Genomic DNA, 14,306 nt, shown 5'->3' on the forward strand with positions numbered 1-14,306 from the left:
TTCGCGCCGGACATTTCGCCGTCCCCGGAACGGGTGTCCACGTGCCGTTTACCGCGCTGACCGCCCAGGTACGACCGGCAGATGCTTGCGGCATCAAGGGTGACGCGGGTAGTCAGGGCACACCCTGTGAAAAGAGGTCACCAGATGAAGCGCAAACGTGTCGGCGTCCTGGCACTCGCCGGACTGGCGTTGCTGAGCGTCACCGGATTCGCGATCGGCTCGGCCAACGCGGCCGAGACCGGGTCCGCCGATGCGGCCGCGCACGGGCGGGGTCACGATGACCCCGTGATCATCGGACACCGCGGCGCGCCCGGGTACCGGCCGGAGCACACGCTCGCCTCGTACGAGCTCGCCTACCGCCTCGGGGTCGACTGGGTCGACGTCGACCTCGTGCCCACGAAGGACGGCCGGCTGGTCGCGCGGCACGAACCGGAGATCGGCGGCACCACCGACGTCGCGCAGCACCCGGAGTTCGCGTCCCGCAAGAAGACCCTGGTGATCGACGGCGTCTCGACGACCGGCTGGTTCACCCAGGACTTCACGCTGGCCGAGCTGAAGACGCTGCGCGCGGTCGAGCGGATCCCGGCGAACCGGCCGCACAACACGCTGTACAACGGGCGCTACCAGATCGCCTCCTTCCAGGAGGTGCTCGACCTGACCAAGCGGCTCGGCAAGGAACTGCACCGGACGCTGGGCACCTACCCCGAGGTCAAGCACTCGACGTTCTTCCAGACGATCGGCAACCCGGTCGAGCCGAAGCTGGTGACGGCGCTCAAGCGCAACGGCCTCGACCGGCCGGACGCACCGGCGATCATCCAGTCGTTCGAGGTGTCGAACCTGATCGCGCTGCACAAGCAGGTCCGGACGCCGCTGCTGCAGCTGACGTCGGCGACCGGCGCCCCGGCGGACTTCGTCGCGAAGGGCGACAAGCGGACGTATGCGGACCTCGTGACGGCGTCCGGGCTGAAGGACGTCGCGAAGTACGCGAAGTACCTCGGGCCGGACAAGAGCCAGATCATCCCGCTGGACGCCACCGGGAACCTGACGAAGCCGACCGCGATCGTCGCGGACGCGCACAAGGCGGGCCTGAAGGTGCAGCCGTACACGTTCCGGAACGAGAACCCGTTCCTGCCGGCCAACCTGCGCTCCTCGGCCGAGCCGGACGCCTACGGTGACGTCTTCACCGAGGAGGCGGCGTTCCTGAAGGCGGGCGTCGACGGTTTCTTCGCCGACCAGGCCGACACCGCGCTGGAGTCGCTGCACGCGTTCCTCGGTCGCTAAACGCTTTGCCGTGAGGGGCACCTTCAGGGACGCTTCGTCCATGAAGGTGCCCCTCACGGCGTTCTCCGGCGTGGTGCTGGTCAGCCGCGCTGACGAGACGCTGCTCGCCGAAGCGGCCGGGTACGCGCACCGCGGCTACGGCGTCGGGAACACCGTCGACACCCGGTTCGCGATCGCCAGCGGCACCAAGGGGTTCACCGCGCTGGTCGTCGTCGGGCTGATCGCCGAAGGACGGCTTTCGCTGGACACCTGCGCCCGCGACCTGCTGGGCGGCGACCTGCCGCTGATCGACGACGCCGTCACCGTCGAGCACCTGCTGACGCACACGTCCGGCATCGGCGACTACTGCGACGAAGAGGCGGACCCGCCACCGACGCCGTCCCTCGCCACGTCCGCCGACTACCTCGCCGCCCTCGACGGCTTTCCGCAGAGGTCCGCGCCCGGCACGGAGTTCCGTTACAACAACGGCGCGTTCGCCGTCCTCGGCCTGCTCGCCGAGCGGGTCGCGGGCCGGCCGTTCCACGACCTCGTGCACGAGCGCGTCTGCGAGCCCGCCGGAATGGCGGACACGGCGTTCCTCCGGTCGGACGCGCTGCCCGGCCGGACCGCCACCGGTTATCTGGAAGACGGCCGCATCAACGTGTTCAGCCTGCCGGTGCGCGGGCACGGCGACGGCGGGAGCTACAGCACCGCGCCGGACTTCCGGCGGTTCTGGCCCGCGTTCCTGGACGGCCGGATCGTGCCCCGCGAGTGGGTGGCCCGGATGCTGCGCCCGCACGCCCCGGGTTACGGCCTCGGCTTCTGGCTGCCGTGGCCCGGCGCCGTGCGGCTCGAAGGCGGCGACCACGGCGTGTCGTTCCGGAGCACGCACTCCGGCGGCGTCACCGCGACGCTCCTCTCGAACGACCACCGCGGCGGCGGACCGCTGCTCCAGCGGCTGGACGAGTTCTTGACGAAGCCTTGACACCCCTCGTCCACCAGGGCTAACTTCGGCGAATTCAATGGTCTGGCCGCATACCTTTCAAGAGGTGCCCGATGGATGTCTCCGACCAGCAGACCACTCCCGACCACGATCCCGGCCAAGACGACGACTCCGCACGCCTGCACCAGCTCGGCTACGCGCAGGAGCTCAAGCGGACGATGTCGGGGTTCTCGAACTTCGCCGTCTCGTTCACCATCATCTCCATCCTGTCCGGCTGCCTGACGCTCTACGGGTTCGGCATGAAGACCGGCGGGCCGGCCGCGATGATCTGGGGCTGGCCGCTCGTCGGGATCTTCGTCATCCTGGTCGGCCTGGGCATGGCCGAGGTCTGCTCCAGCTACCCGACCGCGGGCGGGCTGTACTACTGGGCGGCGCGGCTGGCGCGGAAGAACGGTCCCGCGTGGTCGTGGTTCACCGGCTGGTTCAACCTCGTCGGGCAGATCGCCGTCACCGCGGGCATCGACTTCGGCGCGGCCCTGTTCCTCAACGCGTTCCTCGACCTGCAGTGGGGCTTCTCGGCGACACCGGGGCACACGATCCTGCTGCTCGCGATCATCCTCGTGGTGCACGGCCTGCTGAACACCTTCGGCGTCCGGATCGTGGCGATCCTCAACAACGTCAGCGTGTGGTGGCACCTCATCGGCGTGCTGGTGATCGTCGGCGTGCTGATCTTCGTGCCGGCCAAGCACCAGGACGCGTCGTTCGTCTTCGGCAGCTTCGTGAACCAGACGGGCTGGGGCTCGGCGTTCTACGTCTTCGCGCTCGGTCTCTTGGTGGCGCAGTACACGCTGACCGGCTACGACGCGTCGGCGCACATGACCGAGGAGACGAAGAGCGCGGCGACGGCCGGGCCGCGCGGCATCGTGATGTCGATCGTCGTCTCGCTCGTCGCGGGCTGGATCCTGCTGATCGGCCTCACGTTCGCGATCCAGGACTACGCCGGCGAGGTCGGCTCGGCCACCGGCGTCCCGCCCGCGCAGATCTTCATCGACGCCACCGGCGCGGTCACCGGCAAGTTCCTGCTGCTGATCTGCATCGGCGCGCAGCTGTTCTGCGGCATGGCGTCGGTGACGGCGAACTCGCGGATGATCTACGCGTTCGCCCGCGACGGCGCGATCCCCGGGTCGAAGTTCTGGCACAAGATCAACAAGCGGACGCAGACGCCGACCAACGCCGTCTGGCTGGGCGCGGGCGGCGCGCTGGTGCTGGCGCTGCCGTACCTGTGGAGCGCGACGGCCTACGCGGCGGTGACCTCGATCGCCGTGGTGGGGCTGTACGTGGCGTACGTGATCCCGGTGTTCCTGCGCGTCCGCCAGGGTGACGACTTCGAGCGCGGCCCGTGGCACCTCGGCCGCTGGGGCAAGCCGGTCGGCATCGTCGCGACCACGTGGGTCGTCCTGATCTTCATCCTGTTCATGCTGCCGCAGGTTTCCCCGGTGACGGTGGACTCGTTCAACTACACACCGGTCGCGTTCCTCGTGGTGCTCGGCGGCGCGGGACTGTGGTGGGTGCTCTCGGCGCGGAAGTGGTTCAAGGGCCCCAAGGTCCAGGGTTCCGAAGCCGAACTCGCGGCCGTGGAACAGGAACTCAAGGAACTCGGCTGAAAGCCGTGAAGGCCTCCTTCCCGGCTCTTATGGCCGGGAAGGAGGCCTTCACGGCTTTAGGTGGTGGCGGGGCGTGATTCCGGCGCCGGGACGGAGTCTTCGGTCCGGGCATTGTGGCCGGGGCGGACGACCGTGACCGCCACCGCGCCCAGGGCGCCGACCGCCGCGAAGGCGTAGAAGCCCCACGGGTACGCGATCCCGGCCGTCAGCAGCGCGCCGCCGAGGAGCGGGCCGGAGATCGCGCCGATCCGGCCGATGCCGGCGGACCAGCCGAGGCCGGTCGCGCGGATGGCGTCCGGGTAGATCCGGCCGATGTAGGCGTACACCAGCACCTGCGCGCTGAAGACGAAGCAGCCGGTCAGGAACACCGCCGCGTACAGCCCGACGGCCGGCAGCCGCACGCTCAGCAGCGCCAGGAACACCGCACCCGCGATGAACCAGACGCGCGCGGACGGCCGGATGCCGACGCGGTCGGCGACCCGGCCCGCGACGAGCAGGCCCACGATGCCGCCGACGTTCAGCGTCAGCAGCAGGCTGAGCGCGGCGCCGAGCGGGTAGCCGGCCTGGCGCATGATCTCCGGCAGCCAGGTGTTCAAGCCGTAGACCAGCAGCAGGCCCATGAACGACGTGATCCAGAACGCGATGGTGGCGCGCAGCAGCCCGCCGCGGAACAGCCCGGCGACCGCGTGCCCGGCCGAGCGCTCGGTCTCGCGGACCCGCTGGAACGACTCGGACTCCGGCAGGAACTTCAGCATCAGCGGGATCAGCACCACCGCGGGCAGGGCGCCGGCGACGAACATCGCGCGCCAGCCCAGCGGCGAGATCAGCACGATCGCCAGCAGCGCCGTCAGCACCGCGCCGACGTGGTAGCCGGTCATCACCGTGGTCGTCGCGCTGCCGGCCTTGCCGCGGCGCGCGTACTCCGTGACCAGCGTGATGGCCGTCGGCAGGCAGCCGCCGAGGCCGAGCCCGGCGACGAAGCGCAGCAGGCCGAAGACGAACGTCGACGGCGCGAAGGCGCACAACAGCGTGCACAGCGAGAACAGCGCGACCGAGATGATCAGGGACTTCCGGCGGCCGATGACGTCGGTGATCGTGCCGATCGCCAGGCCGCCCAGCATCATCCCGGCCAGGCCGACCGTCGAGACGACCGACGCCGTGGCGGGCGTCAGGCCCCAGACGTGGTCACGCAGGAGCACGGGCAGCACGGAGCCGAGCACGACGAGGTCGAACCCGTCGAGCAGAACGGCGGTCCAGGCCAGGGGCACGACCCAGGAGCGAGTGCCAGGGGACATGGGGAACCTCCGGATGTGCGTCGGTGCACGTCATCCGCACAGGTGTGCGTAGTGCGCACAAGTATGCACAGGGGGTACGACGTAATCCAGATCACTTCCATTCACCGGAAGGCAAGCGCAGGCTCTCTACCTGCGGGAAGATCACGCGCGTGGAGATCCTGGTCCTGATGGGCGTGCTCACCGGCTCGCTCGCGCTGACGGCGTTCGCGCGGCGCTACAACCTGTCCGCGCCACTGCTGGTCGTGGTGGTCGCGCTCGGGGTGGCGCTGATCCCCGGCGTGCCGCGGCTCGAGCTGGAGCCGGAGCTCGTCCTCACCGTCGTGCTGCCGCCGTTGCTCTACTCGACGTCGCTCGAAAGCTCGGTGACGCACTTCAAGCGGAACCTGCGCCCGATCGTCGCGCTGGGCGTGGTGCTGGTCGCCGTCACCGCGGTGGTCGTCGCGCTGGTCGTGCACCTGCTGCTGCCGGACGTGCCGTTCGCCTCGGCGCTCGTCCTCGGCGCCGTCGTGGCGCCGCCGGACGCCGTGACGGCGGTCGCGATCGGCCGCAAGCTCGGCCTGCCACGGCGCGTGATGAGCGTGCTGACCGGTGAAAGCCTGGTCAACGACGCCGCCGCGCTGACGCTCTACAAGGTCGCGCTCGCCGCCGTCGCCGGCACCGCGGGCTCGGCCGGGCACGGCTTCGCGGTGTTCGGCGTCGCGACCGTGCTGGGCATCGCCGTCGGCCTGGCGATCGGCGCGCTCGTGGTGGGGATCCGGCGGCTGCTCGACGACCCGCTGCTGGAGTCGGCGTTCGGGATCATCGTGCCGTTCGGCGCGTACGTCACCGCCGAGCACCTGCACCCGTTCGGCGAGGAGTTCAGCGGATCCGGCGTGCTCGCCGTCGTCGCCGCGGGCCTCTACCTCGGCCACCGCTCGCTCTACGCGTCACCCGCGACGCGGATGCAGGACAGATCCGTCTGGGCGTCGATCGACGTCCTGCTGGAGGCGCTGGTGTTCGCGCTGATGGGCCTGCAGCTGCCGTTCGTGCTCGACGGCGCCGCGCACGCGGCCCGCGACAACGGCACCCTCGCGCTGGTGGCGCTGGCCGTGCTCGCGGTGACGATGCTGGTGCGGATCCCGGCGGTGGCGCTGTTCGCGTACCTGCCGAAGACGTTGCGGCTGTTCGGCCAGGTCCGCCGGGCCCCCGACTGGCAGACGATCGCGGTGATCTCGTGGACCGGCATGCGCGGCGTCGTCACGCTCGCCGCCGCGGCCGGTGTCCCGGCTGGCACCCCCGGCCGCGAGGAGATCCAGCTGTTCGCGTTCGCGGTGGCGATCGGCACGGTGCTCATCCAGGGCCTCACGCTGCCGCCGCTGATCCGGGTGCTGAAGGTCCAGGACCCGTCGGAGACCTCGCGGGACGAGGCCGAGGAACTCGCGGCCCGCGAGGTCGCGCAGAAGGCGGCGCACGCGCGGCTGCGCGAGATCAGCCGCGACCGGCTCGCCGAGCTGGACCTGCCGCCGGAGAAGGTCGAGCGCCTGAAGGAGCGGCTGGAACGGCTCGTCGACACGCGCTACCGCTTCGCCAAAGCGGCCATCACGCTGTCCGGCGAGGACCGCTCCGGCAGCCCGCAGGCTCAGTTCGCGAAGGCCCGGCGCGAGCTGCTGATCACCCAGCGCAAGGCGATGATCGAGGAGAACCGCGCGGGCCGGCTCGACGACGAGATCCTCGGGAAGATGTTGCGCGAGCTGGACCTGGAGGAGCTGTCGGTCTCGACGACGCTCACGAACCGATTGAGCTGATCACCTCCCAGGTCCGGCGCCGCTCTTCGGACGAGCGGATGCCGGTCTGCGACACGAGGACGTCGGTCGCGCCGGCGTCGTAGTACCGCCGGAGCCCGGCGAGGACGGTCTTCTCGTCACCGATGATCGCCAGGTCCGCCGGATGATCGACCCCTTCCGCGGCCAGGATCCGTTGATACGACGGGATCTGCGCGTAGAAGCTCATCTGTTCGACGGCGAGGGCGCGCACGGCCTCCGGCTCGTTCGTGACGATCGCGGGCACGGCGGCGAGGATCCGCTTACCCGCGGGCAGGTGCGGCACGATCTGTTCGGCCAGCGCCCGCGGCCCGGCGAGGAACGGCAGGGTCCCGTCGGCCAGCTCACCGGTGACGCGCAGCGCCTGCGGCCCCATCGCGGCGACGATGATCGGCACGTCACCGCCCACAGTGGACAGTCCGGGCGCGTGGGCCCGGACGGTCTCACCGTCGAACTCGACGGCCTCGCCGGTGAAGACCTGCTTGAGCACGGTCAGGTACTCGCGCAGGTGCTTGATGGGCGGCGGGTATTCGACGCCGTAGACGGGCCCGAGGAACCCCTTCGAGCCGAGCCCGACGCCGAGGGTGAACCGCCCACCGGTGGCGGCGTGGGCGGTCTGCGCCGCGTTCGCGACCACCAGCGGGTGCCGCGGGTAGATGGGCACGACGGAAGTGCCGACCTCGAGCCCGGGGTTCTCCCGCCCCGCGAGGGCGGCGACGGTGATGGCGTCCTGGCTGAGCGGAAGCTGCGAGAACCACACGGACTTGAGCCCGGCGTCGGCAGCTTGCCTGGCCTGCGCCAGGAGCTCGTCGACGAGGTTCGGCGCGGCGGCGGTGTCGCCCGAGGGAAGCGTGACTCCGATGGTCATGATCCTCACGCTAACCCTCGGTGCCACCGTTTTCCGGCTTCCCAGCGCTTGAGAAGCGGAGTTATCCACAATGGGTTCGGTTGTCCACAGATTTCGGCCGACCCCGTTTTCGGGCCGGGGGTGCCGATACGCTGGAGACGGGACCGGCCCCCCAGGGAAGGGCGGGGTGGGCCTCGGTGGCGGGATGGCCGTGCAAGCCCGGCGAACCCCGGCCCGCGCCAGAAGGCGGACCACCGCGCCATGATCCCCGCATCGGCCGGTCAGGCAAGCGCTTCCGCATCCCGGGAACCGCTTCTCCCAGCGCGTGGGAAGTCGCGCGAACCGTGAGGGAATCACCCACTCTGGGGCGAGATCCCGATCACCATCCTCAGGAGATCCCATGTCGCTGACCGACGTCATCGACGGCACTCGCAAAGCCGTCGACGCCGACCCGCACAACGCCGCCGTGTCCTTCAGCGTGGAGCACACCCTGAAGCCCGGCACCAGGACCGAAGTCGCCGTCAAGGTGCGGGGGCACGAGTTCACCGTCGACGAGCCGCCGGCGCTCGGCGGTGCCGACCAGGCCGCGAACCCCGTCGAGTTCGCGCTCGCCGCGCTCGGGTCGTGCCAGGTGATCACGTACCAGTTCTGGGCGGCCAAGCGCGGGATCCCGCTCGACTCGGTCAAGGTCACCGTGGACGGCGACCTCGACCTGCACGGCTTCTTCGGCTTCTCGCTCAACACCCGCCCCGGCTTCGGGGACGTCCGGGTGTCCGTCGAGCTCGAAGGGCCGGCGAGCCGGGAGCGCTACGAAGACCTCAAGCGCGAGGTCGACGAGCACTGCCCGGTGCTCGACCTGTTCCGCAACGAGACGCCGGTCAGCACGAAGCTGACCTGAACGACAGCACCTCAGACGAACTGGTGCCGCACGATCGTCTGCTCGCGGCCCGGGCCGACGCCGATCGCCGAGATCCGGGCGCCCGACAGCTCTTCGAGGCGCTCGACGTACGCACGCGCGTTCGCCGGGAGCTCCTCGAACGTGCGGCACGCCGAGATGTCCTCGAACCAGCCCGGGTGCTCTTCGTAGATGGGGATCGCGTGGTGCACGTCGGTCTGCGTCATCGGCATGTCCTGCGTGCGGAAGCCGTCGACCTCGTAACCCACGCACACCGGCACCTTCTCCAACCCGGACAGCACGTCCAGCTTGGTGAGGAAGTAGTCGGTGATGCCGTTGACGCGGACCGCGTAGCGCGCGATCACCGCGTCGAACCAGCCGGTGCGCCGCGAGCGGCCCGTGGTGACGCCGAACTCGCCGCCCTGCTTGCGCAGGTACTCGCCGGACTCGTCGTTCAGCTCGGTCGGGAACGGGCCGGAGCCGACGCGCGTGGTGTAGGCCTTGAGGATGCCGAGCACCGTGCCGATCCGGCCCGGGCCGATGCCCGAACCGGCGCTCGCGCCGCCGGACGTCGGGTTCGACGACGTCACGAACGGGTAGGTGCCGTGGTCGACGTCGAGCAGCGTGCCCTGTGAGCCTTCGAGCAGCACGGTCTCGCCGCGCTCGAGGGCCTGGTTGAGCTGCAGCCGGGTGTCGGCGATGCGGTGCGCGAACTTCTCGCCCGCGGCGAGCACCTCGTCGGCGACCTGGTTCGCCTCCAGCGCCTTGCGGTTGTAGACCTTCACCAGCACCTGGTTCTTGAACTCCAGTGCGGCTTCGACCTTCTGCCGGAAGATCTTCTCGTCGAGCAGGTCCTGCACGCGGACGCCGACGCGGGCGATCTTGTCCTGGTAGCACGGCCCGATGCCGCGGCCGGTGGTGCCGATCTTGCGGCTGCCCAGGTAGCGCTCGGTGACTTTGTCGATGGCCACGTGGTACGGCATGATCAAGTGCGCGTCGGCGGAGATCAGCAGCTTGGACGTGTCGACGTCCCGCGCTTCGAGTCCGGACAGCTCGTCCAGCAGCACACCCGGATCGACGACCACGCCGTTGCCGATGACGTTGGTCACGCCGGGGGTGAGGATGCCGGACGGGATGAGGTGCAGGGCGAAGTTCTCGCCGTTCGGCAGGACGACCGTGTGACCGGCGTTGTTGCCACCCTGGTAGCGGACGACCCACTGGACGCGGTCACCCATCAGGTCGGTGGCCTTGCCCTTGCCTTCGTCTCCCCATTGGGCACCGATGAGCACGATGGCCGGCATGTGACACTCCAAGGTGTTCGACGACGTGAGGTTTGGTGTCCGGGGCGGACACCGGTGGCGCTGGTAAATGCCGGTGCATGACTGTAACGGAGGACCCGCGGGTGCGCGGAATAGTGGTGGCCTGTGGCGACGACGCGGCCGGCTTCGAAGAAGTCGATGACGTCGAATCGGTCCGCGTGCCGAGCCGTCCCGGCAAAGCGGAAATCGACCCCTTGCTGGGCGAACACGATCACCTGGTGGTGTCGGGCACGGACGCCGATCTCGCCGCGGTCGTGGTGCGACTGTTGCGGAAGGACGCGATCTCCGGCGTGTCGGTCGGGTTCGTGCCGTCCTCGCCGGACTCGTCGGTCGCCGCGCTGTGGGGACTGCCGAAGACGCCGCTGCAGGCGCTCGCGCTCGCGTTGCGCGGCGAGGTCGACCCGGTGCCGCTGATCCGCGACGACGTCGGCGGCGTGCTCGTCGGGCGCGGGCTGCTGCGGCTCGTCCGCGGGGTGGCTTACTGCGACGAGCAGGTCGCGCTGCGCGGGCCGGCCGCGTCGATCGAGGTGACGCCGGATCCGGGCGGGCCGGGCCTGGCCGTGCGCGTGGTGAAGGGGACCGTCTTCAAGCGGCCGACGACGCTGTACTCGCGCGCTTTCCAGATCGGCTGCATCCCGACGCGGCCAGTGCGCGACGACGTGGTCTTCGACCGCGCGGTGAACAAGTGGACCTGGTACCGGCACACGGAGGATCTGCGGCTCGTTCGTGGAGCAGCCTGACCTGCGTTTTTCACTCTCACGTGAGCCAGCGGACACTCAGCGTTGGCGAACGGGCAGCAACATGTCACCTATACGTGTTGCACACGCCACTCAGGTGTATCAGGGTTAGCTGTCCCCACACCTGACATGGAGGCAGCAATATGCCAACCAGGCGTGCTGTTCGTCATTCCTTGGCTGTCCTCGCCGCCACCGCGGTGCTCTCCGGAACATTGGCCGGCGTCGCCGACGCCACCCCGCCGGGCGTCCCGTCCGCCGCGACGGCGAAGTCCGAGCTGGCTTCGCTGACCGTGAAGGCCGACGGGTCCCAGACCGGCTACAGCCGCGACAAGTTCCCGCACTGGATCGACCAGGGCAACAGCTGCGACACGCGCGAAGTCGTGTTGAAGCGCGACGGCACGAACGTCGTCACCGGGTCGAACTGCGCCGCCACCTCCGGCAGCTGGTTCAGCCCGTACGACGGCGAGACCTGGACGGCGGCGTCCGATGTGGACATCGACCACGTGGTGCCGCTGGCCGCCGCGTGGCGCACCGGGGCGTCGTCGTGGACGACGGCCCAGCGCCAGGCGTACGCGAACGACCTGACCGACCCGCAGCTCATCGCCGTGACGGACAACGTCAACCAGTCGAAGGGCGACAAGTCGCCCGACCAGTGGAAGCCGCCGCTCACCGGCTACTGGTGCACCTACGCGAAGATGTGGGTCGCGGTGAAGACGAAGTTCAAGCTCACCGTCAACACCGCGGAGAAGACGGCCCTGACGGACATGCTCGGCCGCTGCTGACCTCCAGTTCGCCGTGAGGGGCACCTTCAGGGACTCCAGGTCCCTGGAGGTGCCCCTCACGGCGTGTCAAGGGGGAATCGTTGCGGTGCCAGGGGTTGGGACCCGGGTTCGCTCTGTGGGACGGCCTCAAGTGCGGAACTAGCGTCGCGCTTGAAGTCGCAACCGCTCCCCTGGAGGCCGTCGGTGTCCCAGCTTTCCCGTGCCCGCAACGCCGCGGCCCTGCTCGCCCTGCCCCTGCTGCTGACCGCCTGCTCCGCGGCGGGCGGCGAGCAGAGCGCCGCCGACGCCGGTCCGCCCAAGGCCGGCGGCACGCTCCGGCTCGGCATCTCGTCCGCGCCCGACTGCATCGACCCGCAGCAGACCGCCACGAACGCGTCGATCAACGTCGCGCGCCAGCTGGTCGACTCGCTGACCGACCAGGACCCGAAGACCGGCGAGATCAAGCCGTGGCTGGCCGAGAAGTGGGAGAGCAACGCCGATTCGACGGCGTTCACCTTCCACCTGCGCGCCGGCGCGACGTTCTCCGACGGCACGCCGGTCGACGCCGCGGCGATCAAGACCAGCTTCGACGGCATCAAGGCCCTCGGCACGAAGGCCCAGCTCGGCTACGGCTACCTCGCCGCCTACAAGAGCACGACCGTCGTCGACCCGCGGACCGCGCGCCTCGAGTTCTCCGCGCCCAGCGCCCAGTTCCTGCAGGCCAGCTCGACGGTGTCGCTCGGCGTCCTGGCCCCCGCGGCGTTCCAGAAGACGCCGGAGCAGCGCTGCCAGGGCAACGGCCTGGTCGGCTCCGGGCCGTTCACCTTCGAGAGCCTGAAGCAGAACCAGGAGATCGTGCTGGCCAAGCGCAAGGGCTACACCTGGGGCTCGTCGCTGTTCAAGCACCAGGGTGAGGCGTACCTCGACAAGATCGACTACAAGATCGTGCCGGAGCCCGGCGTCCGCACCGGCAGCCTCGCCTCCGGCCAGCTCGACGCGATCACCGACGTCCAGCCGGTCGACGAGCCGCAGTTCACGAGCAACGGCTTCACCGAGAACATCCGGCCGAACCCGGGGGTCGTGTTCAACCTGCACGCGAACACCACCCGCGGTGTGCTCACCGACGAAAAGGTGCGTCAGGCCGTGCTCAAGGGCGTCGACCGCACCGAGGTCGTGAACACCGTGCTGACGCCGAGCTACAAGCCGGCCACCAGCATCCTGGGTTCGGCGACGCCGTTGCACAGCGACCTGTCCGCGCAGCTGGCCTACGACCAGAAAGGCGCCACGGCGCTGCTGGACGGCGACGGCTGGGTGCCCGGCGCCGACGGCATCCGCGTGAAGAACGGGCAGCGGCTGAGCGCGGCCGTCGTGTTCTCGCCGGTGTTCAACCAGAACCGCAGCGTGCTGGAGCTGATCCAGCAGCAGCTGCGCAAGATCGGTTTCGACCTCAAGATCGAGCAGCACACCAACGCCGAGACCACGCAGATCCAGCTGAGCGGCAACTACGACTTCCTCTGGTACAACGTCACCCGCGCCGACCCGGACATCCTGCGCGGCCAGTTCTCGACGAAGGCCGGCAACCGCAGCCGGCTCACGCCGGGCAACCCGCTCGACGTCGCGCTCGACGCCCAGTCGTCCACTGTGGACAACGCCAAGCGGAAGCCCTCGGCCGACGAGGCGCAGCAGCTGATCGTCGACCACGCCTACGCGGTGCCGGTGTTCGAGCTGACCCAGGTCGTCGCGGAGAGCGCCAAGGCGCACGCCGTCGACTTCGAAGCGTCGTCACGGCTGCAGCTGTTCGACGCGTGGCTGTCGTGAGGAACTACCTGCTCCGCCGGGTCGCGCAAGCGGTCTTCGTGCTGTGGGCGGCGTTCACGCTGTCGTTCCTGATCCTCTACCTGCTGCCGGGGGACGCCGTTTCGGCGAAGCTCGCCGGCGGAGAGGGCGGGGCATCGATGACGGCGGAACAGGTCGCCGCGGCCCGCGCGGAGTACGGTCTCGACTCGCCGTTCCCGGTCCAGTACCTGAAACGGCTGGTCTCAGCGCTGCACGGCGACTTCGGCCGCAGTGTCGCGACCGGTGACGACGCGACGCACATGGTCGTCACGGCGTTGCCGCCGACGCTCGCCGTGACGAGCCTGGCCCTGGTGCTCGCCGTGCTGTTCGGTGGTGGCTCGGCGTTCCTGGGCACGTTCACGCGGTTCCGCTGGCTGCGGCAGGCGCTGCTGTCCCTGCCGTCGCTGGCGATCTCGCTGCCGCCGTTCTGGGTGGGCCTGGTGCTGATCCAGTTCTTCTCGTTCCGGCTGCGGCTGCTGCCCGCGCTCGGCACGCAGGGCTTCGAGACGATCATCCTGCCCGCGATCACGCTCGCCCTGCCGACCGGCGCGATCATCGGCCAGGTGCTGGCGAAGAGCCTGGCCACGCAGCAGGAGCAGCCGTACGCGGAGATCGCCGCGGCCAAGGGCGCGAGCCGCTGGCGCGTCCACTTCGGACACCTGCTGCGCAACGCCGCCGTGCCGACGCTGACCGTCGCCGGGGTGGTGGCGGGCAACCTGGTCGCCGGTTCGGTGATCACCGAGACGGTGTTCTCGCGCGACGGCGTCGGCCGGGTGACCGCGGCCGCCGTCACCGCGCAGGACGTCCCGGTGGTGCAGGCGGTGATCGTGCTGGCCGCGCTGGTGTTCGTGGTGCTCAACCTGATCGTCGATCTGCTCTACCCGCTGCTCGATCCGCGGATCGCGCGTACCCCCGAGGCGGTGGCTCGTGGTTGACCTCGCCACCAAGCG

General features: G+C 69.8%; 12 protein-coding genes. 9 read left to right on the forward strand and 3 right to left on the reverse strand.

Going from position 1 to position 14,306, the window contains the following annotated elements; translation table 11 throughout:
• Positions 1–144: 144 nt before the first annotated feature.
• The 3 genes from MUY22_RS10715 to MUY22_RS10725 all read left to right on the forward strand — a co-directional run bounded on the left by MUY22_RS10715 (position 145) and on the right by MUY22_RS10725 (position 3,867).
• Positions 145–1,281, forward strand: a complete 1,137-nt coding sequence (locus MUY22_RS10715; RefSeq protein ID WP_247059247.1) for a glycerophosphodiester phosphodiesterase — start codon at positions 145–147, stop codon at positions 1,279–1,281.
• 40 nt (positions 1,282–1,321) lie between these two features.
• Positions 1,322–2,245, forward strand: coding sequence for a serine hydrolase (locus MUY22_RS10720; protein WP_247059248.1), 924 nt, complete (start codon positions 1,322–1,324; stop codon positions 2,243–2,245).
• Between the two features lie 71 nt (positions 2,246–2,316).
• On the forward strand, positions 2,317–3,867 hold the full coding sequence (locus MUY22_RS10725; RefSeq protein ID WP_247059250.1) for an amino acid permease: 1,551 nt from the start codon (positions 2,317–2,319) through the stop codon (positions 3,865–3,867).
• Between the two features lie 56 nt (positions 3,868–3,923).
• On the opposite strand, the gene MUY22_RS10730 is transcribed toward MUY22_RS10725, so the two are convergent.
• Positions 3,924–5,162: an aromatic acid/H+ symport family MFS transporter gene (locus tag MUY22_RS10730; protein ID WP_247059252.1), complete on the reverse strand. Its 1,239-nt coding sequence runs from the start codon at positions 5,160–5,162 to the stop codon at positions 3,924–3,926.
• A gap of 149 nt (positions 5,163–5,311) precedes the next feature.
• On the opposite strand from MUY22_RS10730, the gene MUY22_RS10735 reads away from it, so the two are divergent.
• Positions 5,312–6,946: a Na+/H+ antiporter gene (locus MUY22_RS10735; RefSeq protein WP_247059253.1), complete on the forward strand. Its 1,635-nt coding sequence runs from the start codon at positions 5,312–5,314 to the stop codon at positions 6,944–6,946.
• Here the strand turns inward: MUY22_RS10735 and MUY22_RS10740 are convergent.
• Complete coding sequence (locus MUY22_RS10740; RefSeq protein ID WP_247059254.1) at positions 6,927–7,829, reverse strand: TIGR03564 family F420-dependent LLM class oxidoreductase; 903 nt, start codon at positions 7,827–7,829, stop codon at positions 6,927–6,929. The two genes, MUY22_RS10735 and MUY22_RS10740, sit on opposite strands and share 20 nt — an antisense overlap.
• A 379-nt stretch (positions 7,830–8,208) precedes the next feature.
• Here MUY22_RS10740 and MUY22_RS10745 point away from each other — a divergent pair, with 379 nt between their 5' ends.
• On the forward strand, positions 8,209–8,706 hold the full coding sequence (locus MUY22_RS10745; protein ID WP_247059255.1) for an OsmC family protein: 498 nt from the start codon (positions 8,209–8,211) through the stop codon (positions 8,704–8,706).
• 11 nt (positions 8,707–8,717) lie between these two features.
• On the opposite strand, the gene MUY22_RS10750 is transcribed toward MUY22_RS10745, so the two are convergent.
• Positions 8,718–10,004: an adenylosuccinate synthase gene (locus MUY22_RS10750; RefSeq protein ID WP_247059256.1), complete on the reverse strand. Its 1,287-nt coding sequence runs from the start codon at positions 10,002–10,004 to the stop codon at positions 8,718–8,720.
• Positions 10,005–10,081: 77 nt separating this feature from the next.
• Here MUY22_RS10750 and MUY22_RS10755 point away from each other — a divergent pair, with 77 nt between their 5' ends.
• From MUY22_RS10755 to MUY22_RS10770, 4 genes are all read left to right on the forward strand, one after another.
• Complete coding sequence (locus MUY22_RS10755; RefSeq protein WP_371827603.1) at positions 10,082–10,762, forward strand: hypothetical protein; 681 nt, start codon at positions 10,082–10,084, stop codon at positions 10,760–10,762.
• 140 nt (positions 10,763–10,902) lie between these two features.
• Positions 10,903–11,541, forward strand: coding sequence for an HNH endonuclease family protein (locus MUY22_RS10760; protein WP_247059258.1), 639 nt, complete (start codon positions 10,903–10,905; stop codon positions 11,539–11,541).
• A gap of 183 nt (positions 11,542–11,724) precedes the next feature.
• Entirely contained in the window at positions 11,725–13,338 is a 1,614-nt protein-coding gene (locus MUY22_RS10765; RefSeq protein ID WP_247059259.1) for an ABC transporter substrate-binding protein, read from the forward strand.
• Entirely contained in the window at positions 13,335–14,291 is a 957-nt protein-coding gene (locus tag MUY22_RS10770; protein WP_247063806.1) for an ABC transporter permease, read from the forward strand. The genes MUY22_RS10765 and MUY22_RS10770 overlap by 4 nt, the downstream gene beginning before the upstream one ends.
• The last annotated feature ends 15 nt before the right edge of the window (positions 14,292–14,306 follow it).

Origin of the sequence: Amycolatopsis sp. WQ 127309 (genome assembly GCF_023023025.1) — a bacterium.
Lineage (GTDB): Bacteria > Actinomycetota > Actinomycetes > Mycobacteriales > Pseudonocardiaceae > Amycolatopsis.

What these genes read in the sequence shown, in the direction of transcription:
- MUY22_RS10725 (WP_247059250.1), top strand. Translation starts at nt 2,317, where the DNA reads ATGGATGTCTCCGACCAGCAGACCACTCCCGACCACGATCCCGGCCAA.
- MUY22_RS10720 (WP_247059248.1), top strand. Translation starts at nt 1,322, where the DNA reads ATGAAGGTGCCCCTCACGGCGTTCTCCGGCGTGGTGCTGGTCAGCCGC.
- MUY22_RS10715 (WP_247059247.1), top strand. Translation starts at nt 145, where the DNA reads ATGAAGCGCAAACGTGTCGGCGTCCTGGCACTCGCCGGACTGGCGTTG.
- MUY22_RS10730 (WP_247059252.1), bottom strand. Translation starts at nt 5,162, where the DNA reads ATGTCCCCTGGCACTCGCTCCTGGGTCGTGCCCCTGGCCTGGACCGCC.
- MUY22_RS10755 (WP_371827603.1), top strand. Translation starts at nt 10,082, where the DNA reads ATGACTGTAACGGAGGACCCGCGGGTGCGCGGAATAGTGGTGGCCTGT.
- MUY22_RS10750 (WP_247059256.1), bottom strand. Translation starts at nt 10,004, where the DNA reads ATGCCGGCCATCGTGCTCATCGGTGCCCAATGGGGAGACGAAGGCAAG.
- MUY22_RS10760 (WP_247059258.1), top strand. Translation starts at nt 10,903, where the DNA reads ATGCCAACCAGGCGTGCTGTTCGTCATTCCTTGGCTGTCCTCGCCGCC.
- MUY22_RS10740 (WP_247059254.1), bottom strand. Translation starts at nt 7,829, where the DNA reads ATGACCATCGGAGTCACGCTTCCCTCGGGCGACACCGCCGCCGCGCCG.
- MUY22_RS10745 (WP_247059255.1), top strand. Translation starts at nt 8,209, where the DNA reads ATGTCGCTGACCGACGTCATCGACGGCACTCGCAAAGCCGTCGACGCC.